Origin of the sequence: Bacillus mycoides, from assembly GCF_000832605.1 — a bacterium.
GTDB lineage: Bacteria > Bacillota > Bacilli > Bacillales > Bacillaceae_G > Bacillus_A > Bacillus_A mycoides.
In genome coordinates this window covers 4,184,166-4,206,628 of sequence record NZ_CP009692.1, presented here as the reverse complement: position 1 = coordinate 4,206,628, position 22,463 = coordinate 4,184,166, and the positions used below count along the sequence as shown (strand labels likewise).

Annotated in this window: 22 protein-coding genes, 2 other RNA genes and 2 riboswitches; of the genes, 21 read left to right on the top strand and 3 right to left on the bottom strand. The window is 35.3% G+C overall.

Going from position 1 to position 22,463, the window contains the following annotated elements:
• The first annotated feature begins 157 nt into the window (after nt 1–157).
• The 8 genes from BG05_RS23285 to pbuX all read left to right on the top strand — a co-directional run bounded on the left by BG05_RS23285 (nt 158) and on the right by pbuX (nt 8,914).
• Nucleotides 158–1,297, top strand: coding sequence for a THUMP domain-containing class I SAM-dependent RNA methyltransferase (locus BG05_RS23285; RefSeq protein ID WP_002011868.1), 1,140 nt, complete (start codon nt 158–160; stop codon nt 1,295–1,297).
• A gap of 61 nt (nt 1,298–1,358) precedes the next feature.
• A complete protein-coding gene (locus BG05_RS23280; RefSeq protein ID WP_002126488.1) occupies nt 1,359–1,541 on the top strand; it encodes a DUF3921 domain-containing protein in 183 nt (60 codons plus the stop codon).
• 138 nt (nt 1,542–1,679) lie between these two features.
• On the top strand, nt 1,680–3,617 hold the full coding sequence (locus tag BG05_RS23275) for an ATP-dependent DNA helicase (RefSeq protein WP_002011942.1): 1,938 nt from the start codon (nt 1,680–1,682) through the stop codon (nt 3,615–3,617).
• Nucleotides 3,618–3,735: 118 nt separating this feature from the next.
• A complete protein-coding gene (gene ypwA, locus BG05_RS23270; RefSeq protein WP_003188367.1) occupies nt 3,736–5,253 on the top strand; it encodes a carboxypeptidase in 1,518 nt (505 codons plus the stop codon).
• 48 nt (nt 5,254–5,301) lie between these two features.
• The gene (locus BG05_RS23265) at nt 5,302–5,775 is read left to right on the top strand and encodes a GNAT family N-acetyltransferase (protein WP_002186279.1); all 474 of its coding nucleotides are present in this window, start codon (nt 5,302–5,304) and stop codon (nt 5,773–5,775) included.
• A 154-nt stretch (nt 5,776–5,929) separates the two neighbouring features.
• Entirely contained in the window at nt 5,930–6,676 is a 747-nt protein-coding gene (locus BG05_RS23260) for a type I methionyl aminopeptidase (RefSeq protein WP_002168775.1), read from the top strand.
• A gap of 116 nt (nt 6,677–6,792) precedes the next feature.
• Nucleotides 6,793–6,894, top strand: a riboswitch (purine riboswitch).
• Nucleotides 6,895–7,001: 107 nt separating this feature from the next.
• Nucleotides 7,002–7,595 carry a xanthine phosphoribosyltransferase gene (locus BG05_RS23255; RefSeq protein ID WP_002086571.1) on the top strand — a complete coding sequence of 198 codons (594 nt, stop codon included), beginning with the start codon at nt 7,002–7,004 and terminating at the stop codon, nt 7,593–7,595.
• Nucleotides 7,596–7,597: 2 nt separating this feature from the next.
• Nucleotides 7,598–8,914: a xanthine permease PbuX gene (pbuX, locus tag BG05_RS23250; RefSeq protein WP_002126498.1), complete on the top strand. Its 1,317-nt coding sequence runs from the start codon at nt 7,598–7,600 to the stop codon at nt 8,912–8,914.
• 15 nt (nt 8,915–8,929) lie between these two features.
• Here pbuX and BG05_RS23245 read toward each other — a convergent pair whose 3' ends face one another.
• Complete coding sequence (locus tag BG05_RS23245) at nt 8,930–10,093, bottom strand: DUF418 domain-containing protein (RefSeq protein WP_002186276.1); 1,164 nt, start codon at nt 10,091–10,093, stop codon at nt 8,930–8,932.
• 354 nt (nt 10,094–10,447) lie between these two features.
• Here BG05_RS23245 and BG05_RS31180 point away from each other — a divergent pair, with 354 nt between their 5' ends.
• Together BG05_RS31180 and BG05_RS23240 are read left to right on the top strand one after the other, a co-directional pair.
• Complete coding sequence (locus BG05_RS31180) at nt 10,448–10,603, top strand: hypothetical protein (RefSeq protein WP_003188359.1); 156 nt, start codon at nt 10,448–10,450, stop codon at nt 10,601–10,603.
• 218 nt (nt 10,604–10,821) lie between these two features.
• Nucleotides 10,822–14,481: a dynamin family protein gene (locus tag BG05_RS23240; RefSeq protein ID WP_016126740.1), complete on the top strand. Its 3,660-nt coding sequence runs from the start codon at nt 10,822–10,824 to the stop codon at nt 14,479–14,481.
• A gap of 3 nt (nt 14,482–14,484) precedes the next feature.
• On the opposite strand, the gene BG05_RS23235 is transcribed toward BG05_RS23240, so the two are convergent.
• Nucleotides 14,485–14,739: a DUF3931 domain-containing protein gene (locus BG05_RS23235; RefSeq protein WP_000369740.1), complete on the bottom strand. Its 255-nt coding sequence runs from the start codon at nt 14,737–14,739 to the stop codon at nt 14,485–14,487.
• 71 nt (nt 14,740–14,810) lie between these two features.
• Here BG05_RS23235 and BG05_RS23230 point away from each other — a divergent pair, with 71 nt between their 5' ends.
• The 5 genes from BG05_RS23230 to ssrS (BG05_RS30155) all read left to right on the top strand — a co-directional run bounded on the left by BG05_RS23230 (nt 14,811) and on the right by ssrS (BG05_RS30155) (nt 16,912).
• Entirely contained in the window at nt 14,811–15,278 is a 468-nt protein-coding gene (locus BG05_RS23230) for a GNAT family N-acetyltransferase (RefSeq protein ID WP_002011932.1), read from the top strand.
• A 21-nt stretch (nt 15,279–15,299) separates the two neighbouring features.
• Nucleotides 15,300–15,572, top strand: coding sequence for a YpbS family protein (locus tag BG05_RS23225; protein ID WP_000451806.1), 273 nt, complete (start codon nt 15,300–15,302; stop codon nt 15,570–15,572).
• A gap of 2 nt (nt 15,573–15,574) precedes the next feature.
• Nucleotides 15,575–16,408 carry a sulfurtransferase gene (locus BG05_RS23220; protein WP_002168769.1) on the top strand — a complete coding sequence of 278 codons (834 nt, stop codon included), beginning with the start codon at nt 15,575–15,577 and terminating at the stop codon, nt 16,406–16,408.
• Nucleotides 16,409–16,524: 116 nt separating this feature from the next.
• Nucleotides 16,525–16,707: non-coding RNA, 6S RNA (ssrS, locus tag BG05_RS30160), on the top strand.
• Nucleotides 16,708–16,728: 21 nt separating this feature from the next.
• Nucleotides 16,729–16,912, top strand: a non-coding RNA gene (gene ssrS, locus BG05_RS30155) — 6S RNA.
• 55 nt (nt 16,913–16,967) lie between these two features.
• On the opposite strand, the gene BG05_RS23215 is transcribed toward ssrS (BG05_RS30155), so the two are convergent.
• On the bottom strand, nt 16,968–17,417 hold the full coding sequence (locus BG05_RS23215; RefSeq protein WP_002030848.1) for a hypothetical protein: 450 nt from the start codon (nt 17,415–17,417) through the stop codon (nt 16,968–16,970).
• A gap of 83 nt (nt 17,418–17,500) precedes the next feature.
• On the opposite strand from BG05_RS23215, the gene BG05_RS23210 reads away from it, so the two are divergent.
• From BG05_RS23210 to BG05_RS30150, 6 genes are all read left to right on the top strand, one after another.
• Nucleotides 17,501–17,812, top strand: coding sequence for a hypothetical protein (locus BG05_RS23210; RefSeq protein WP_002126505.1), 312 nt, complete (start codon nt 17,501–17,503; stop codon nt 17,810–17,812).
• A gap of 3 nt (nt 17,813–17,815) precedes the next feature.
• Complete coding sequence (locus BG05_RS23205; protein ID WP_002168767.1) at nt 17,816–19,051, top strand: glutathionylspermidine synthase family protein; 1,236 nt, start codon at nt 17,816–17,818, stop codon at nt 19,049–19,051.
• A complete protein-coding gene (locus BG05_RS23200; RefSeq protein WP_002186272.1) occupies nt 19,048–19,434 on the top strand; it encodes a DUF350 domain-containing protein in 387 nt (128 codons plus the stop codon). Before BG05_RS23205 ends, BG05_RS23200 begins: the two co-directional genes overlap by 4 nt.
• Before the next feature lie 203 nt (nt 19,435–19,637).
• A riboswitch (M-box (ykoK) riboswitch) is annotated at nt 19,638–19,803 on the top strand.
• 354 nt (nt 19,804–20,157) lie between these two features.
• Complete coding sequence (locus BG05_RS23195) at nt 20,158–20,883, top strand: P-type ATPase actuator domain-containing protein (protein WP_002126507.1); 726 nt, start codon at nt 20,158–20,160, stop codon at nt 20,881–20,883.
• Nucleotides 20,884–21,015: 132 nt separating this feature from the next.
• Nucleotides 21,016–21,882 carry a 5'-3' exonuclease gene (locus tag BG05_RS23190; protein WP_002186271.1) on the top strand — a complete coding sequence of 289 codons (867 nt, stop codon included), beginning with the start codon at nt 21,016–21,018 and terminating at the stop codon, nt 21,880–21,882.
• A gap of 337 nt (nt 21,883–22,219) precedes the next feature.
• On the top strand, nt 22,220–22,360 hold the full coding sequence (locus BG05_RS30150) for an FbpB family small basic protein (RefSeq protein ID WP_001228050.1): 141 nt from the start codon (nt 22,220–22,222) through the stop codon (nt 22,358–22,360).
• Nucleotides 22,361–22,463: the final 103 nt, after the last annotated feature.

Below are 22,463 nucleotides of genomic sequence, written 5' to 3'. Positions count from 1 at the left end.
ACTCAGCTCTCCTTTGTTAGAGGAGGGCTTTTTATTTGTATGAAGTTATAAGTTGTGAGTTAAAATGGTAAGTGAGAATATTCTTCGTAATATGTGATAATTAATAGGACAACATGTTATTAATTATTGTTTGATTATACATAAGAGGTGAATGCAAATGGGAAAAGTTACTTTAATTGCAACAGCGGCAATGGGTATTGAAGCGTTAGTTGCCCGAGAAGTTCGCGATCTTGGTTATGAATGTGAAGTGGAAAACGGAAAGGTAACGTTTGAAGCGGATGAAAAAGCGATTTGTCGTACGAATTTATGGTTACGTACTGCAGACCGTGTGAAAATTAAAGTCGGCGAATTTAAAGCAACAACATTCGATGAGTTATTTGAAAAAACAAAAGCGTTAAACTGGGGAGATTATATTCCAGAGAACGGAGAATTTCCTGTTATTGGGAAATCTTTGAAATCAACATTATTTAGCGTTTCAGACTGCCAACGTATCGTTAAAAAGGCTGTTGTTGAGAAATTAAAAACAACGTATAGACGCACAACTTGGTTTGAAGAAGATGGACCGTTATTCCGTATTGAAATTGCAATGCTCAAGGATATTGCGACGTTAACAATCGATGCGAGTGGTGTAGGTCTTCATAAGCGTGGATACCGTCTTGAGCAAGGTGAAGCGCCTTTAAAAGAAACATTAGCTGCTTCTTTAATTAAGTTAACAAACTGGAAGGCGGATCGTCCTTTCGTTGATCCTTTCTGTGGATCTGGTACAATTCCAATTGAAGCTGCATTAATTGGACAAAATATCGCACCAGGATTTAACCGAGGCTTTGCATCGGATGAATGGGGCTGGGTTGGTAAACAAAATTGGCGCGAAGCTCGTCAAGAAGCTGAAGATTTAGCTAATTATAATCAACCATTGCAAATCATTGGATCAGATATCGATCACCGTATGATAAGAGTTGCCCAAGATAACGCAGAAGAAGTTGGATTAGGGGATCTTATATCATTTAAACAAATGCAAGTAAAAGATTTCACGACAAAAGAGGAATATGGCTATGTTGTAACGAATCCTCCATACGGAGAACGTTTAAGTGAAAGAGCGCTTGTTGAAAAATTATATAAAGAAATGGGAGAGGTATTCCGCCCATTAGATACGTGGTCAATGTATTTATTAACAAGTTATGAAGCATTTGAGAAATGTTATGGGAAAGATGCATCGAAAAAGCGTAAACTGTTTAACGGATTTATCCGTACAGATTACTATCAATACTTCGGAAAGCGTCCACCGCGTAATTCATAGTATAAAACTCCTCCAGCACGCATATACTGGCTATTATGTAATGCGTAAAGGAGGAAGTGATATGGATAGTTTCCAATTATCGATGATTCAAAAAGCTATTCACCGTACGTATGATGAGCTCGGAAAAGAAGTGGATAGTCAAGGTGCAATTGTAGATGGAATACAAAAAGCGCAGGAAGAATATTTGTCAGCTCTTTCACATGAAACAGCGATTGATAAACGTTATTTAAGGTCATTAATATAGAAAAAAATTTTCCTTTTTCGAAAGGAAAATTTTTTTTCGTGTATTTCTATGTATTGTAACAGGGGAAAGTGGCTGCACACATGTGAGTAGCAGTTGCTATATCTTTTTATAGAAAAACTGTTTGGTTGGAGGCTAAGGATGTTTACTGAGAATAGGTTACCATTTGAAGTAGGAAAACAAGATAATTTTTATGATAAGTTGAATGAGTGGATTGGAGATGTGTTTTACGACATTCTTCCGGAAAAAGGCTTTGAAGAGCGTGATGAACAGATTTTTATGGCGTTTCAGTTAGAGCGCGCTTTCCAAGAGAAGAAAGTTATGTTTGCAGAAGCAGGTGTAGGAACAGGGAAAACAATTGTATATCTTTTATATGCAATTTGTTATGCACGTTATACAGGGAAGCCGGCTATTATCGCTTGTGCAGATGAAACGTTAATTGAGCAGCTTGTGAAAGAAGAAGGAGACATTGCTAAGTTATCTGAAGCATTAGGGCTATCTGTTGATGTTAGACTTGCGAAGTCAATGGATAATTATTTATGTTTACGTAAACTTGAAGATGTTATGAGTGGACGAGCTCCAGAAGTAATTGAAGATGTATATTACGAATTACCTCAGTTCGTATTTGATCATGGTACGATGCAGAACTTTACTCACTATGGTGATCGAAAAGAATTTCCACTGTTAAATGACGAGGAATGGTCAAAGGTAAACTGGGATTACTTCCAAGATTGCTTCACTTGTGATTCTCGTCATCGTTGTGGTCAAACTCTTTCGCGCGAGCATTATCGTAAAGCGGCAGATTTAATCATTTGTTCTCAAGATTTCTATATGGATCATATTTGGACGTACGAAGCTCGCAAACGTGAAGGGCAAATTCCGTTATTACCAGAAAGTAGTTGCGTTGTATTCGATGAAGGGCATCTTGTAGAATATGCAGCTCAAAAAGCTTTAACGTACCGTTTAAAACAAACGATGATGGAGCAACTTTTAACGAGATTATTACAAAATGATATTCGTGAAGAGTTCGCACATTTAGTAGAAGAAACAATTTGGCAAACTGAACAATTCTTTGGGGTACTACAAGAGAATAAAAAGGAAATTGAAGGTTCTGATCGTTTAGAAATTACTGTGACAGAAAAGGTAACTGCAGAAGCGAAAAGACTTTATGCGAAAATCGGTGAAGTCGGTGATGCATTAGTATTTGAAAGTGAAATGCATACAGTAAACACATACGATTTAAATATTGTTGATGAGCATTTAGATGTGTTAGAGCATTCACTTCGTCTTTTCATGCACGAGAAAAATGTAATTACGTGGGGTGAAGAAGGCGATGGTGCTTTCACGTTAGTTATTATGCCGCGTGCAGTTGAAGAAGTGTTACAAGAAAAAGTATTCTCGAAGAAGATTCCATATATTTTCTCTTCTGCGACATTATCTGACAATGATTCGTTCGCATTTACTGCAAATAGTCTAGGGGTAAAAGATTACTTATCATTCTCAGTTGCTTCGCCGTTTGATTATGAAGAGCAAATGACAGTAAACTTACTTCCGTATACGAAAGAAAATGAATGGGAAAGAAAGTGTCAATATACACTTGAAAATATACAAAAAACCAATGGACGTACACTCGTATTATTCCGTACAACGCAAGAACTTGCAGCGTTTAAAGAATATGTAAGTAAAGAGCAAATGTCAGTTCCGTTCCTATATGAAGGAGATCAAGAAATTAGTCAGCTTGTTTCGCGCTTCCAAAATGAAGAAGAGACTGTACTTTGTGCCGTTCATTTATGGGAAGGTTTAGACATTCCAGGTTCATCATTATCACATGTTATTATTTGGTCATTACCATTCCCTCCAAACGATCCTGTGTTTGAGGCGAAGCGTAAACATGTGAATGATCCATTCTGGGATGTAGATGTGCCTTATATGATTTTACGTCTTCGCCAAGGAATTGGACGTTTAATTCGTACAAGTGAAGATAAAGGTGCTATATCATTATTCTTATCAGATAATGAAGATGAAAAAGTGATAGAAGCAGTGAAGAAAGTACTTCCGGTAGAAGGAAAAGTACTTTAAGCGAAAAAATGTTGTAGGGAAAAGTTTGGCATTTGCCAAGCTTTTTTTCTATTAGAAAAGGAATTTATGTTTCAGTGTCGAAATAAGTTTGAGGTAGAAAAAGGAGGTTTTTTATACTATGACAGTTGCTACATATGAAGTGGAAAAACAATTTTTAACATATGTGAAGAAGATAGAGAATTACGGAGAGGCATTAAGCTTAATGTTTTGGGATTTAAGAACAGGTGCACCAAAGCAAGGAGTAGACCAGCGTTCAGAAGTAATTGGAATGCTTTCATCCGAAGTGTTTGTGATGTCGACTTCAGATGAGATGGGGAACTATTTAACTGAACTAGAATCTTTAATTGTTGAAAATAAACTTTCTGAAACGACAAAGAAAATGGTTGAAGAGTGTCGTAAAGAATATGATAGAAATAAGAAAATTCCACAAGCGGAATATGAAGCGTATGTGAAATTAGAAGCGAAAGCGGAAAGTGTATGGGAAGAAGCTCGCGAAAAATCTGACTTCGAAATGTTCCGTCCGTATTTAGAAAAAATTATTGAATTCAAAAAGAAGTTTATTACATATTGGGGTTACGAAACGTACAAATATAACACGCTATTAGACATGTATGAGCCGGGAATCACAGTAGAAGTGTTAGATCATGTATTTGGTCAACTACGTGAACGTATCGTTCCGCTTGTGAAAGAAATTTCTGAGTCTAAAAAAGAATTAAAAACAAATGCTTTAGCTGAACATTTTTCAAAAGAAAAACAAAAGAATTTTACTTTAGAGTTATTAAAACAATTGAACTATAACTTTGAAGCGGGTCGTCTTGATGAAACGGTACATCCTTTTGAAATTACATTAAATAGAGGGGATGTTCGTATTACGACTCGTTACGATGAGAAAGACTTCCGTATGGCTGTTTTCGGCACGATTCATGAATGTGGTCATGCTGTATATGAACAAAATATTGCGGAGGAATTTGAAGGTACACCGCTATGTAGTGGAACTTCTATGGGTATTCATGAGTCACAATCATTATTCTTTGAGAACTTTATCGGTCGTAATAAATCATTCTGGAAGAAAAATTATGATTTATTAAAAGAGTATAGCGATGGTCAATTCAATGATATATCAGTAGATGAGTTTTATGATGCGATTAACGAATCGAAGCCATCGTTTATTCGTATAGAAGCAGATGAGCTTACATATCCGCTTCACGTCATGGTTCGTTATGAACTTGAGAAAGAATTATTTGATGGTACATTACAAGTGAAGGATTTCCCAGCGGCTTGGAATGATAAGATGGAAGCATATTTAGGAATTCGTCCGGAAAACGATGCACAAGGTGTATTGCAAGATGTTCACTGGGCTGGTGGTTCATTTGGATACTTCCCATCTTATGCGCTTGGTTATATGTATGCAGCGCAATTTAAACATAGGATGCTAAAGGATATTCCAAACTTTGATGCATTATTAGAAGAAGGAAACGTGACACCAATTCGTGAATGGTTAACAGAGAATATTCACCAATATGGCAAAACGAAAAAACCACTTGAAATTTTAAAAGATGTGACAGGTGAAGGTTTAAATGCAAACTACTTAGCTGATTATTTAGAAGCTAAATATAAAGAGATTTATGAGTTATAAAACAGGAGCTGCTTAATTGCAGCTTTTTTTTATGAGGGAGTGAGAGAAATGGGCTATATGTTTACAGTAATGTCGCGAGCGGAAGCAGAAGAAATTGCATATAACTGGCATTATGAAGGGGAGTATTCCTTTTATGATATAGAGGCAGATGAAGAAGATTTAGCTGAGTTTTTAGAGGATGAGAGTAGAGGGAATCATACATTTTCTGTGAAGGAAAATGGTACTCTCATTGGTTTCTTTAGTTTTAGTAACATAAATAATCAAACGGTTGATATAGGTCTTGGAATGAGACCTGATATAACTGGGAATGGATTTGGTCTACAGTTCGTAAAAGCTGGAATAGCTTTTAGTAAAGAAAAATACGGATGTAATTATATAACACTATCAGTAGCGACATTTAATGAAAGAGCGATTAAAGTGTATAAAAGAGCAGGATTCGAAGCTGTTGGAACGTTTATACAGAAAACAAATGGTAGTTGTTTTGAGTTTTTGAAAATGAATTATATATGTAAAAATGATTAAAAAACAGAGAAGAGCTTCTGTTTTTTTATTTTGATGTAGAAATAAATGATGTTTGTTTTTGTACTTGTTTTAATTAGAAGTTTTGAAATTTTGGAAGAGGATGTGTATGATTGAAGTTTAGTAGCAAATAGCAAGTTTAGTAAGGAGAGGTAGTATGATTACAATTAAAACGAAAAATGAAATAGATTTGATGCATGAATCTGGGAAGTTACTAGCTTCTTGTCATAGAGAAATTGCAAAAATGATGAAACCAGGAATAACGACACAAGAAATTGATACGTTTGTTGAAGCGTATTTAGAAGAGCATGGTGCCAGATCCGAACAGAAAGGGTATAACGATTATCCATACGCAATATGTGCATCTGTGAACAATGAAATGTGTCATGGGTTTCCAACAGATGTTCCTTTAAGTGAAGGCGATATTGTGACAATTGACATGGTAGTAAACTTAAATGGTGCGCTTTCGGATTCTGCATGGACGTATATAGTTGGAGATATTTCTGATGAAGCAAAAAGGTTATTGTTAGTAGCAGAGAGTGCTTTATATAAAGGGATTGAGCAAGCAATAAGTGGTAACCATGTTGGAGATATTGGATACGCAATTGAAAGTTATGTAGCCTCTGAAGGGTTTTCTGTTGCAAGAGACTTTACGGGACACGGAATTGGTAAAGAAATTCATGAGGAACCAGCAATTTTTCATTTTGGTAAGCCAAGGCAAGGACAAGAATTACAAGAAGGAATGGTAATTACAATTGAACCTATTGTAAATGCCGGTATGCGATATTCTAAAGTAGATTTAAACGGATGGACTGCACGGACGATGGATGGGAAATTATCTGCACAGTATGAGCATACAATTGCGATTACGAAGGATGGTCCTATCATATTAACGACGTTGTAATATGAAATGTGAAAGTTTGAAAAACTCGAACGAAAATGGTATTTTCATAAAATTCGTACGTGTTTTTTCGATAAATGCTTTTCAAAGTGAAAAAAGTGCGTTATAATCCTTCTATAAATAAATAAGTTAGCTACACTCATATAATCGCGGGGATATGGCCTGCAAGTTTCTACCGAAGTACCGTAAATACTTTGACTATGAGTGAGGACGAATATATTTGCTTGTTTAGCATTCTTTTTTGCGAAACTCCAAAAGCACGTCTCTCACTTGTAACGAGTGGTGGCGGCTTTTGGAGTTTTTTATTTGCATAAGAGGAGGAACTAACATGAAAGTATTACAAGAAAAGATTTTGAACGAAGGAAAGGTTTTATCTGGTGATGTATTAAAGGTAGATGCATTTTTAAATCATCAAATTGATCCAGTACTTATGCAAGAAATCGGAAAAGAATTCGCTAAGCGTTTTAAAGAAGAGAACATTACAAAAATCGTGACGATTGAATCTTCAGGCATTGCACCAGCGGTTATGGCTGCTTTAGAGCTTGGTGTAAAAGTAGTTTTTGCAAGAAAGCGTAAATCGTTAACGTTACAAGATAATATGTATGTTGCAAACGTATATTCATTTACAAAACAAGAAACGAACGAGATTTCATTATCTCGAAATCATATTGATGAAAATGATCATGTATTAATTATTGATGACTTTTTAGCAAATGGTCAGGCTGCTTTAGGTTTAATGAGTTTAGTAGAGCAAGCCGGGGCAAGTATTGCGGGAATTGGCATTGTTATTGAAAAAGCATTTCAAGATGGAGGAAAGAAGCTGCGTGAACAGGGTGTTCGTGTTGAATCACTAGCAGAAATTGCATCACTTGATAACGGCACAGTTACATTTGTACAGCAAGAAACTGCGGAGGTGAACTAACGATGAAGCAGCACCCATTTAAAATCGCATCGCTTGGTATTCAGCACATGCTTGCCATGTACGCTGGCGCAATTATTGTTCCTCTTATTGTCGGCGGGGGACTTGGTTTAAATCAACAAGAATTAACGTATTTAGTATCGATTGACTTATTAATGTGCGGCGTAGCAACGATTTTACAAGCATTATCAAATCGCTTTTTCGGTATTGGGCTTCCGGTTGTACTTGGTTGTACATTTACAGCGGTTGGACCGATGATTGCAATTGGTAAACAATACGGCGTGTCCTCTATATATGGAGCAATTATTGCAGCGGGATTATTTGTTGTTATTTTCGCGAAATTATTTGGGAAGCTTGTAAAACTGTTTCCTCCTGTTGTAACAGGATCTGTCGTTACAGTTATTGGGGTTACACTTGTTCCAGCAGCTATTAATGATATGGCTGGAGGAGTTGGAAGTAAAGATTTCGGAAGTCTAGAAAATTTAGCGTTAGCATTTGGTGTTTTATTATTTATCATTATTATGTATCGTTTCTTTGATGGATTTATCCGTTCAATCTCTATATTACTTGGTCTTTTGTTCGGTACAATCGTCGCAGCGTTTATGGGGAAAGTAAGTTTGCAAGCGGTTGGAGAGGCAGATTGGTTCCACGGTATTCAGCCGTTTTACTTCGGTACACCAACATTTGAATTAACGCCAATTATTACGATGATTCTCGTTGCTTGCGTAGGAATTGTGGAAGCAACAGGGGTATATTTTGCATTATCTGATATTTGTAATAAAAAGATCGGTGAAAAAGAATTAACAAAAGGTTATCGCGCAGAAGGATTAGCAATGGTTCTAGGTGGTATTTTTAACGCATTTCCATACACAACATATTCTCAAAACGTAGGACTTGTTCAATTAACTGGAGTAAGAAATCGCGTCATTATCTATACTTGTGGTGGTATGTTAATTGCTCTTGGGTTTATTCCTAAAATCGCAGCCATTACAACAATTATTCCGAAATCAGTACTTGGCGGTGCAATGCTAGCAATGTTCGGCATGGTTATGGCATATGGTATTAAAATGTTAAGCAGTGTTGATTTTGGAAAACAAGAAAATTTATTAATTGTTGCATGTTCTGTCGGAATCGGACTTGGAGTTACAGTTGTTCCAACGTTATTTTCACAGCTTCCGGAAAACATTCGTATTTTGACAGATAACGGAATTGTACTTGGAAGTGCATCAGCAGTACTTTTAAATATTGTATTTAATATGGTACCGCAGCGTAAAGTAAAAGAAGAGCCAGTTCCGATGCAAAGTGCAGTAAGAGAAGCATAGAAAAGCAAGGTCTCATTATGAGACCTTGCTTTTCTTTTTAAGTGGCATCATTTTCCCGTACGTACCAAGACGCCAAATGTACTCAAGTGGCCCATATTGGTAACGTGAAAGCCACCAGTGGCTAATAAAGATTTGTAACGTATAAAAGCCGATGCAAAATAGTGGTCCCACCCATAATGGAGCGGGATAATAATTTTTGAAAAATAGGCCGAATACAAGTAACGTAACAATCGTATGCGTGATGTAATTTGTTAACGCCATTCGTCCGACATATTGGAACGGACGTAATAATGTTTGCCATCTTTCTTTTTGTAATAAACGCATGAGCGTGAAAATGTAGAATATGAATAATGTTTTTCCACTAAACATTGTAAAGGCCTGCATATAAAATGGTTCATAAGATGGTTTTGATAAGAAGTAACGGACCATGAAGAACCACATTGGTAATGTCAAAATGAACATAATGATTTGCCATTTTTTAAGCTTTGGATCCAACTCTTTCGTGCGGCGGAAAATATCTTTTTTGCCGGCGTATAAACCAAGTAAAAATAGTCCAACTGTTTCTGGGAGCATGAATACATTTAGTCCAATTCCTTCAGAATAAAATGCATGGAAACGATTTTGTATTTGTGACACCCAGTCTTCAAGTGGCATGATCGGTAAGGAAAACCCTAACTCTGCCTTTGGTACTAAGGCAACCACTATACTAGCGATTAGCATGAAAAATTGAAAAATACTTAGTAAAACTAATGCCCATATTAAAATAGTACGAGGCTCTCTCTTATAAAATAACAATAAGAAAAATCCAGCGATGGCATAACTATGTAAGATGTCTCCGTCCCATAAAAGAACGTAATGCAAGAACCCAAATAATAATAAAATAAGCAAGCGGCGAACAAATAAAGTTTTCGGACGATCTGTTTTCGCCTCAGCACGATTCATAAAGATATAGAAACCTAATCCGAATAAAAATGAAAAAATAGTATAAAACTTCGTTTGAATAAACATGTCATAAAATAAGCGAATATAGCTGTCTAATCCATCATAAACGCCGGAAATATCTCGAGAATCAACACCAGCGATAACTGGCCAGTTAACAAGAAAAATACCTAGTACAGCTATTCCTCTAATAATATCGATGGAATGTATCCTCTCGCCTTGTGAAATATTTTGTGTCATTATTTTCCTCCTTGTTAAGTAATTCCCTTTTATCCCGCATTAACAAGCAGTAAGACTCCCACCTCAAAATTCAGTGAATACGAGGAAGTTAGGTGGGAGATCAACTGCTTGTAAAAGCCCGATTGGTTCAACTAATAATTAGTGGGGATGGGAAATATCCCCACTAATTACAGTTTCACTTTATTATACAAAATGTAAAGGGGAGGGTATATAGGTTATTTCCAATTTTTAAAACTGCTAAGATGTGTATTATGAGATATAATAAGAGTGCACAGCAAGTTTTAAACTTCTTTAAAACAGGCAGTAAAGCTCCTTTTCCCGAAGGAGCTTTCTTTTTTTAGAAATTTGTTGATAATGATTCTCTTTAATGATAAAATGTATTCAAAAGTGATAATCATTATCAAAAAAGGTTGGTGTGTTAATATGGTGTATGCACTTGTTACAGGAACGATTGCTATATATGTTGGTGTTACAAAGTATGTATTAAATGGAGTAGGAACAACAAAATGAATAATATTACATAAAATCCCTTTCATTTGTAAAAAGAATGAAAGGGATTTTTTATTTTTGATGTGAATATGCTGAAAATTTAGTATGATAATAAAGTGAAACTTTAATCAGCGGGGAGGTCTATCCCTCACTGATTACTAGCCCGCACGAAACGGGTTTTTACTGCCCACAAATAGCGGGATAAAGTATATACATCTTGGATAAAGGGGAACAAGGGGATGACAAACATAGTACAGACAAACGGTATGAAAAAACTTGTTTGTTTTTATGAAGAGTGGCAAAAAAACGGCGATGTAGAGAATAGTTTGAAGTTGTTTGAAGTGATTCAAAAATATAAACAAGAGCAGCTTATGCTAGCTTTTTGTGGTCATTTTTCTGCGGGGAAATCGACAATGATGAATCACCTATATAAAGCGCAATTATTACCGACAAGTCCGATTCCAACGAGTGCTAACGTTGTTAAAATTGAAAGAGGATCTGATCGTGTTGTTGTAACGATTAAGTCTGGAGAACAGTATGAATATGACGGCGCATATTCAGCAGAAGAATTAAAACAAATATGTAAAGACGGTGATGAAGTAATTGGTGTTCATATTTATCGAAATGATGCGCCAATTCCTGATGGGGTTATGTTAGTTGATACGCCCGGAATTGATTCTACGGATGATGCCCACCAATTAGCGACGGAATCAACACTGCATCTAGCAGATGTTATTTTCTATATGATGGATTATAACCATGTCCAATCAGAGGTTAACTTACAGTTTGTTAAAGAATTGAAACAACGTAATAAAACGGTTTATCTCGTTGTAAACCAAATAGATAAACATAAAGCAAATGAGTTATCGTTTGAAGAGTATAGAGATAGTGTAAAACAGTCTTTTTCTAACTGGGATATTGAAGTAGATGGTATTTTCTATACATCATTGCGAATGATGAATCATCCATACAATGAAATTCAAAGTTTAGAAGCATTAATCTTTTCTATCATGAAAGAAAAAGAGCAGTATGTAAGAAAGGGAATGGAGCGAGAAACAGAATATTTACTGCAAGAACATTGTTCGTTTATTCTTTCTGAAAATGAAAAACATCTCATGAAATATGAAGAAGAATTAACATCACCACTGTCACTTTCAGAGATAGTTGAAAAAAAGGAAGAGTTAACTGAAAATAAAAATCGGGTGGCTAGTAAAGAATCTGATGTGAGAAATGAATTTATAAAAGGTTTACAAGCCATATTAGATAACGCGTATTTAATGCCATTTGAAATGAGAGAATTGGCAAATAAATATTTAGAAACGAAATTAACGAAGTTTAAAGTTGGTTTGTTATTTGCGAAAGGAAAGACGGAGCAAGAAAAACAGAGACGTGTAGATGCTTTTTATTCTGCTCTTCAAAAGACTGTTGAAACGCAACTTGATTTTCATGTGAAAGAATTTATTGTAGCCTTCTTAAAAGAAGAAGGGTTATTTACAGAGGAAATAGGGAAAGACATATATGCGTTAGAAATTGCTTTCGGACCGGAAGTGTTGGCTGAAACAATTAAACAGGGGGCTGGATTTACCGGTGATTACTTACTTCTTTATACTGCTGACGTTGCAAATGAGTTAAAGAAAAGATACTTTATGAAATCTCAGCAAATCTTTGGAAAAAGTACGGGTATATTGCAGAAGAAAGTGAAGATAGAGATTGCTCGTATTGAAGAAGAAATTGAAAAATACACGATGTTACAAACAGCAAAAGAAACAAAATTACAGTACATTAAGACGTATGAGGAATATGAGAGCTATTTAGGAGATATTTGGAATGAAAATGTTTCTATACCAGATGGATTGCAAATAGACGAAATATTACAAAGTAAAAAACAAGTTGTTAGTGAGAAGTTTAAACTACAAGAGCAAGAAATTGTAAATGATAACGTAGCGGCTAGTGAAGAAGAGATTAAAGGAACGAAAGCTTTAAATATTCAGCGTATATTAGAAAAAGTGAAGAAAGCTGAAACGATATTAGATCCATTGCCTACACTGAAACATCTACAGCAAGAAGTAGTTGGAAAAAGACAGCGTGTAGAAACGAAGCAATTTACAGTAGCGTTATTTGGAGCTTTTAGTGCTGGGAAATCATCATTTGCTAACGCATTGCTCGGTGAAAAGGTACTTCCTGTATCGCCAAACCCAACGACAGCAACAATAAATCAAATTTTGCCAGTTACAGAAGATAAACCACATGGAACGGTAATTGTCCAGTTTAAGTCAGAGCAAGCGCTGTTAGAAGATATGAAAGCTGTTTATAAAATGTTTCACTATGAAATTGCTACATTGGAAGAAGCGTTAACGAAAATTGATCAAATTATGAAATACCCTTCACCAAGTGGGAAGCAAAAAACAACATTTAGCTTTTTGCGAGCGGTACAAAAAGGATATGAGGCAGTTGCTAATCATTTAGGGGAACAATTACAAGTTACGTTAGAGGAGTTCTCTGATTATGTAGCTAATGAAGAAAAATCATGCTTTGTTGAGTATATGGAGCTTTATTATGATTGTGCTTTAACAAGGCAAGGAGTAGCTCTTGTAGATACACCAGGGGCGGATTCTATTAACGCGCGCCATACGGATGTTGCATTCCAGTATATTAAAAACGCAGATGCTATTTTATTCGTAACATACTATAATCATGTTTTCTCTCGTGCGGATCGTGAATTTTTAATTCAGCTCGGTCGTGTAAAGGATACATTTGCACTTGATAAAATGTTCTTCTTAATAAATGCTGCCGATTTAGCACAATCTGAAGAAGAACTTGAAATGGTAAAAGGTTATATTGCGGATCAGCTCCTGCAATACGGTATTAGAAATCCACGTTTATTTGCAATTTCAAGTTTATGTGCGCTTGAAGAAAAGCAAGGGAAAAGTATTGATAAAGAAAAGTATGGTATTTTACAAAACTCCGGGATTACTAAGTTTGAAGAATCATTTACGTCCTTTATGATGAGGGATTTAATGCTTGTATCTGTGCATGCTTTATATGGTGCATTGCAAGGAGCGAATCAGCTTCTTGTAAATATGATAAATGGCGCAAAGCAGGGAAATGATGAGAAAGAGAAGCAAACAAAAAAATATGAAGCAGAGCGTAATCAGCTACTTCATATTATTTCATCATATAGTGTACTTGCTGAAGAGCAAGCAATGCAAAATGAAGTGAAAGAATTGCTTTATTATGTACACCAACGTCTATTTTTACGCTATAACGATGTGTTTACTGAATTTATTAATCCGGCGTCGTTACGAACAGATGGGAATGTGAAAATGCAGTTGCAGCAATGTGTAATGGAATTAGTTTCATTTATTCAACATGATTTATTACAAGAAATGCGTGCGACATCATTACGTCTTGAAAAATGGATAGATGAAGCGATGAAGCGTGCAAAGGATGAAATTGTTGTGAATTGCAAAGTGGAAAATGAATCGATTTCTATGGGTGGAACAGTGGATTATGAATATAAAATTATTACACATAAAGAGCCGTTTCCTTCAATAGAAATAAAAGATTTTAAAAAGGCACTAGCACATTTTAAAAATGAGAAAAGCTTTTTTGAAAAAAATGATAAAGCTTTTATGCAAGAAGACGCTAAAGGAGTGTTAGAACCTTTCGTATCAAACTATGTAGTTGATGAAGAAGATTTATTCGTTCATCATTATAAGCAAGAGTGGGATGCAAAATGGAACCTATTCCAAAAAGTGATGCAGCAAGACGTTGAGAATTATTATGAAAGTATATTATTCGCTTTAGCTGAAACAATTGATGTATCGCTATACGAACAAAGTAAAGAAGAGCTACAAAAGCAGTTAGTAGAAATTGAAAAAGAAATTTATATTAAATAGCTGTTATGAAAAAAAGATTCGTTCAATTTTCTTTTGTAGTACAGTATCTAAAGATTTTACAAACCCTGCAAACTCATCAGTAGAAATCATATGGGTAAGAACTAAGCGTCTGCCGTCTGGTGTTTCACCGCATAAGACGAATGAAGAAAACTCATACGTTTTGTTTTCTACTACTAATTTTGGATAGGAATATGTGTCGCTCTTCTTTTTCTTTCCATCAATAGAGATGACGTTGCATTTTTTCTCATTGTTGTCCATGGTGAATCCCTCCTTTCTATTATCTATGGTAGACAAGGGGGGTTTAGAACAATAGAGGAGGGGGAATTTTTATGTCTGTTGTCATAGAGCGTATTTCGAAAGAAGCTATACCGAAATCTTTATTACTTCTTGCTGATCCAAGTGAAAGCCAAATTGATGCATATGTACAGAGAGGGTATACGTATATAGCTAAACAAGAAGAAAGAATCATCGGTGTATATGTGCTTTTGGAAACAAGACCAAGGACAATGGAAATTATGAATATTGCGGTTGTAGAGCATTTGCAAGGAAAAGGGATTGGAAAGCAGCTATTAAGTCATGCCGTAGAAACTGCTAAAGGATATGGTATGTCAAAACTTGAAGTTGGTACAGGCAATTCTAGTGTTTCACAACTTGCTTTATATCAAAAATGTGGATTTCGTATTTTTTCTATTGATTTTGATTACTTTTCAAAGCATTATGAAGAAGAGATTATTGAAAATGGGATTGTATGTCGCGATATGATTCGGCTTGCAATGGAATTGAATAAGAACGTATAACTTATTTAGGGGGAAGAGAAGATGGAAGTACATAAAGCAATTACAGCACATTCTCGTAAACAAAATGAAAGTGTAAAAGCATGTTTACAATTAGATGCGCAGCGTGAAGCAGCTATTGAAGCAGCCGTATCTCTTGCGTCAAAGGGGAAAGAATTTTCGGTTGATATCATTAATGTTGTAACAAAGCAAATTAATGATCTTGCAAAAAATGGTGTTACACTGCAGCGTAAATTTGTTACAGAAGAAATGGTTATGGAGTATGTAAGTCGTTTGCAAGAGAAAGAAGGTCGTTAAAGATGATAGTTACAGTCGAATGGTTACGTGAGCATATAGAAGATGAGAATGTCCGTATAATCGATTGTCGTTTTGATTTAGCGAATCCTAATTGGGGTAGAGAAAAGTATGAGGAAGAACATATTCTTCATGCGTTATATTTTGATTTGAATTTAGATTTATCAAGTCCTGTAACAGAACATGGTGGTCGCCATCCATTGCCGAATATTGAGGAGTTTGCAGACAAGCTTTCACAAGCTGGTATTGGTGAACATACGACAGTAATTGCATATGACAGTCAAGCGGGTGCAAATGCTTCTCGTCTCTGGTGGTTATTAAACTATGTAGGACATGAGAAAGTATATATATTAGATGGCGGATTTCCAGCTTGGAAAGAGAATGGACTACACACAACGCCGAATATCCCAGTTATTGCACGAAAACCTTTTATACCGGAAATACAAGAAAATATGCTTGTAACGATGGAAGATGTGAGAGGGAAAATTCGTGCAGGTGCAAATATGACATTAATTGATTCTAGGGAACCAAAACGTTATGCTGGTGCGGAAGAGCTCGTTGATTCGAAGGCAGGGCATATTCCGACGGCAGTAAACTATTTTTGGAAAGATGGGATTTTAGAATCGGGACACTTTAAAAACGAAGAGGAACAGCAAGGGCGTTTCCAAAATCTTGATAAAGAGAAGGAAACAATCGTATATTGTGGTTCTGGTGTTACAGCGTGTCCGAACATAGTTGCATTAAAATTAGCTGGTTTTCAAAATGTTAAATTGTATACAGGTAGCTGGAGTGATTGGATTTCTTATCCAGAAAATCAAATTGCAAAAGAAGAAGATTAATCACTTGCATGCAAAAATAATTTGTATTAAAATAAGGTCACAAGCAAGAGATTGCTTCAAAAAAATTATATTTTACACATTGGAAACAATGTGATAATATAACGACAAGTAAATAATACATCCTGCGGTGTGCGTAACTTATTTATGTCTAAAACCGATGTTAGTTTTACGGAAGCTCAATATTTAGTGACCATTATCAAGCCTTCCTTGTGGAGGAAGATATACGGTAACTGTGAGGGCATCCACCTGCGAGTAGCGGGTTTTTGGACATTTACGAGAGACGGCACTTGCGGGGGTCTTATTTCAACTAATAGTATATAAAATTCCTACGGTGTACGTAGCTTGTGTATGTCTTAAACCAATAAGTATAATGCGGAAGTTCAATATTTAAATGTAGATAGCAGGCCATCTTTTTAAGAAGGAAGTTACAAACATTTGTGAGAACATCCACCTGTGAAAGCAGGTTTATGGACATCTATAGATAACGGCATATGTGGGACTATATAAAAAACCTTACGTTTTATACGTAAGGTTTTTTTGTTGAATAAATATACTCATGTTATCTAGATTTACCTGTAAAGTTCCCATAATAAATATAGCACTTGCGGTCTTCATCAATTTCTCTTGAATCGAGGGTGAATTCCAAATGTATTCCATCCCGTTGAATATATATAATATCTGAATGGAGAGAGGGTAAGATATCCTCGTAATTCCAAATATCTTTACTTTCTATCATAATTGAGCAGGTTTCCTTTAGTTCTCTAATTTCAAAACCTATGTGCGAATATGTAGGATCTGAAGGGTCGTTGGAAAAAACTTCTTTTTGTATATATAACACTGCTGTCCCGTCTGGATCTACTGAAGTTGCAGTAACGATATATGTATTTCCATCTTTTATAAAATATTCACAAGTCATGCGCGCGACAATTTCAGAATTAGAAATATTTGCGTAGTTCCATAAAGCTGGATACCCGTTTGTTTCATCATTGAGCCGATATTCCAATCGCATTTTATCCCTCTTCTTCCTTTTTCTTCTACTTTATCATGACATCTTATATAATAGAAATATAATTTAAAAAGGGGAGTGCAAAGGTGACAAAAACGAAATGGCTAGTAGGTGGTGTCCTAACATCTTTAATGACGGGCACTTTATTTGGCTGCGCGCAAGATATTCCCCCCGAACCGAATGATAATAGTTGTTCTGATTGGGATTGGGATGATGAGCTTGGTGTTTGGCAGTGTGATGATAGTAGTTCAGGTTATCGTGGACATTACTTTTATGGTGGTACATACTATCAAAATAAATCCACCTTCAAAAATTCATCAGAGTTTAAAACTTATCAATCTTCGGCCGAATTTAAAGGTGGAATTGGAAGCGGTTCAAAAGGTGGATTTGGAGGTTAAAATATGTCGCAATACATAAAGAAAAGAAAAGAATTTTATTCGAATTATCCTCATTTCTGGTCGGACTTATATGAATGTGAGTATAGTTTGTTTCATGTTTTCCCGATAACAGAGCAAACAATGAAACAATTACAAGTAGCAACTGAACGAATGGGAAAAATATTTTTTAAGACTGCTAGAATTCTTCGGAATTTATCTAATGAACAGCTTCTTGAACTCGGTTTTCCAACTGCAAGCTTGCCTTTTATTAGACTGAAAGGGATGTATCCTGAATCTGTTATTTCACGATTTGATTTTGCTTTAACAGAGGATAATCGTATTAAAATGCTTGAGTTTAATAGTGATACTCCAACTTTTATTGTGGAATGCTTTCAAATGAATGGAAAAGTTTGTGAAGAACTTGACTATGATGATCCAAATGCAAATCAAGAGCGCTTACTTTCTTCTGGTATTACAAAAGCCGTAATGGAGTTTACAAAAGGAATGGAAGAGCCAAATGTTGTTTTCACAGCTCATCCTGAACATATAGAAGATTGGAATACGACTATGTATTTGAGTGGGCTATGTCATGTTGAAAATAAAGTGATGCCAATGACAGAACTTAGAATTACAGATGATGCTTTAGTAGATAGAGATGGTTTACCAATTGATGTTTTGTATCGCCAAACATATCCAATTGAAGACTTGATTGAAGATCAAGATCCCGAAACGGGGGATTTGGTGGGAGTAGAACTTTTGCAACTTGTAAAAGAAGGAAAGCTTTTTATTATAAATCCTTTGTCGGCCTTTTTACTTCAGCCGAAATCAATTCAATGTCTTATTTGGGGATTAGCAGAAGAAGGTGCTTTTTACACAAGTGAGGAACAAAAGTGGATTAAAGAATATATGCTTCCTACATATTTAGAGCCAGATTTATTTTTGGGGAAAAGTCCTTTCGTTCAAAAACCTTCGTTCGGTAGGGAAGGTGACACGATTACGATTCGTGATAAGGATACAAATATTATGATTCGAAATGCACATGAAACGTATAAATCGTCACTGCCTATATTTCAGAAATATACAGAGCTTCCAGTTGTATTTTTAGAAACTGAAAAAGGAATTGAGAAGCTGTCGTACGTGTTTGGGGCTTTTTTAATTGCTGGAAAAGCGAGCAGCATCGGTATACGTGCCGGAGAAAAAATTACGGGAAATGAATCGTATTATTTACCGGTAGGTATTAAGAAGGAGGAAAATAAATGATTAATTTTTTACTATATTTAGCAGTATCACTTGTACTTTTATGTATCGGTCTTTTTCTTATGGAAGTGACAACGAAAGTTAAGGAATTTAAGTTAATGGCTCAAGGGAATAAAGCGGTAAGCTATGTACTTGGAGGAAGACTACTTGGTCTTGCTATCGTTTTATATTCAACGGCTGCTAATTCTATTTCAATTCTTGATATGATTTCATGGGGAGCTGTTGGGATCTTAGCTCAAATTATTGTCTTTTATTTAGCGGAATGGCTTACACCACGTTTTAATATTAATAAAAGTCTTGAAGAAGATAATCAAGCAGTTGGTCTTTTCCTTATGTTTTTATCACTTTCCATCGGAATTGTAATTGCTGGTTGTGTAACGTATTAAAACCCTTACATTTTAACGTAAGGGTTTTATTTTTCATTTGCTAATTTTTTGCAATATGTGTTCAATTAATTTATGTAGCCGAACGCTGAGCAGGATGCGTATTAGTGTACTAAACTCGAGATAGTTATTGTAATAAGGAAAAGTTTCCATACAAAGTGTTGACATCTATTTTAAATAAGAGTAACATTTTCTATGTAATTATAATAAGTCTCTGTTAGGTGAGGCTCCTGTATAGAGAAATGCTACTGCCCAAAAATGTCGAGAGACGCCAATGGGTCAACAGGAATGATCGAATTAAGGTTTTTCTTAACGTAGCTGGTAATGAACCTATGCTATACAGTGCTAAAACTCGGCGAGGGAGAGGTCCATAGATTTCTAATTGTATTATATTAGGAATCGCTTATTTGTGTATGCAATGACCTTTGCTCTCTTATGAGTAAGGGTCTTTTTTGTTAGCAAGCTATGAGTAATTTCATAGTATAGATTATAACTAAAAAATTAAAGAGGAGGTGAGGAGCATGTCAAATTCTGACTCGGTTCCGTTACCCATATACTTCAAATCAAAAATATATGATGTAGGCAGGAAACGACTTGTTCCTCCCTCTATATTTATCATAATGTAGCGTTTATTCGAGTATTTAAGCGCTAGACACTTTCACAGTAAAGTGGATAAATTGAGAAACAAAGCGTTTCTTCCTATGTTGTAAAGGAGGAGACGATAATATGTTATATGTAAATAAAAGTGTGGGTAACACTTCGTATAAATTAAGTAAAAAAGCAATGAAAGAACAAACAATGCTTCAAAAAAATAAAGATTTATTAATTGAAATTGCAACAAGAGATGTAAAATCTGTATTTGCGTATTTTAAAACAACAAGAGACGGACTATCTATGAAAGAGGCACAAAAGCGTATTCAAGTATACGGCCGAAATGAATTAACTTCAAAAAGAGCGCGTATTGCGGAAGTAATGATGAAGCTAAGTGGAATGATCCCAGGTCTTTCAAAACAACATATGGGTGATGAATTACAATGTGAAACAGTTACTGTTTCTAGAGTAGCTGGCTGTAGCGTAACAGGGCTAAACAGTGAACTAAAAATGATGAAATTACCAGTACAAGAGCTTGTACCTGGAGATATGATTTTTCTTTCAGAGGGCGATACAGTGCCGGCAGATGTACGTATTATTTATGCAAATGATTTATTAGTAAATGAATCTATGCTGACAGGAAATAATGCTAGTATTGAGAAATTTGAAAGTTGCTATCATCTTGAACGTAAACGATTTATTCCATTAAAACGGATGAAAGACTATAATCCACTTGAACTTGAAAATGTATGTTTCAAAGGTACGTATATTGTTGACGGAAATGCAAAGGCTGTAGTTGTTTCGACAGGTAAAAATACGTATTCAGGAATACTTCATACTTGCTGCGGTAGAATGTCTTAATGTGTTAATGATGCTAAATATACAAAAACAATGTATAATAGACAAAGTTGAACAAAAACGTAGAATGGTAATCTATATATAACCTTACGTGATAACGTGAGGTTATTATTTTTTGTTAGTAGGAGAGGAATTATGAAAAAAGTATTATTAGTTGATGGTATGGCACTATTATTTCGTGCTTTTTACGCAACAAGTGTATATGGACAATTTATGAAACGACAAGATGGTACCCCGACGAATGGGATTCATGGTTATATGAAGCATTTATTAACAGCAATACAAGCAATCGAACCAACGCACATTGTAACGTGCTGGGATATGGGAAGTACGACATTTAGAACGGAATCTTTCTCGAATTATAAAGCAAATCGTGCAGCACCGCCGGAAGAATTAATTCCGCAATTTGATTTAGTGCAAGAAATGACTGCGAAATTATCTATGCCTGTAATCGGTATGAAAGGTTATGAAGCGGATGATTGTATCGGTACGCTTGCAAAACAATATTGCAATGAAGCGGAAGTTTATATTTTGACAGGTGATACAGATTTACTTCAACTTGTTGATACGAATGTTACAGCTATGCTTCTTCGTAAAGGAATTGGAAATTACGAGTATTACACACCGGAAAAAATCATGGAAGAGAAAGGTGTAGAACCTTGGCAAATTGTTCATGCGAAAGCTTTCATGGGAGATACAAGTGATAATTATCCGGGTGTAAAAGGTATTGGTGAAAAAACAGCGTATAAGCTGATTCAAGAATACGGGACAGTATCGGCAGTGCTAGAAAATATAGCATCATTAACGAAAGCGCAGCGCACAAAAATTGAAAGTGATTTAGAGAATTTAAATATCTCTTTACAATTAGCGCAAATTCATTGTGAAGTTCCAATTTCATGCTTATTAGAAGAAGGGTTACACACAATGGACGAAGAAAAACTACGCTTTGTTTGTAACGAAATGAATTGGGGAAGACCTGAAATATTAATTAATATGCTTTAAAGAGTATGGAAAGGTTGATCAAATATATTTTTGAGTAACCTTTCTTTTTTTTGTTCACAAAGTTGTCAGAAAATAAACGGAATTTTCATATGAAGTTCAAATGGAATTCACAACAATCAATTATTATAAGGACACACAGATAAATCCTTATCCCGCATTAACGGGAGATAGGACTTCTATCTCAGTATTATAGCTGAATAAAGAGTGATGATGGAAGAGTAACTCCCTGTAAAAGCCCGATTGATGTAGGCTAATAATTAGTGAGGGTAAATCCTCTCATTGATTAAAGTTTCAAGTTATCTTTTATATAAACCATCCCCCAAGGAGGAAAATAAACATGCGAAAAAAAGTGAGAAAATCCTTTAAACAATTATTAATAGAAAATAAACAATCCCTACTAACTAATAAAGAGAATATGAAAGAAATTGAAGAACGGATTGAGAAACGACATGTAGCATATAATGGTGCTAATAATTAAATAAAATAAAAAAGATAGCCTATAAATAAAGGCTATCTTTTTTATTTTATATTGAAAAAACACTAGTCCTCTCTTTAATTTTGTAAGTATGCAACATATTTTT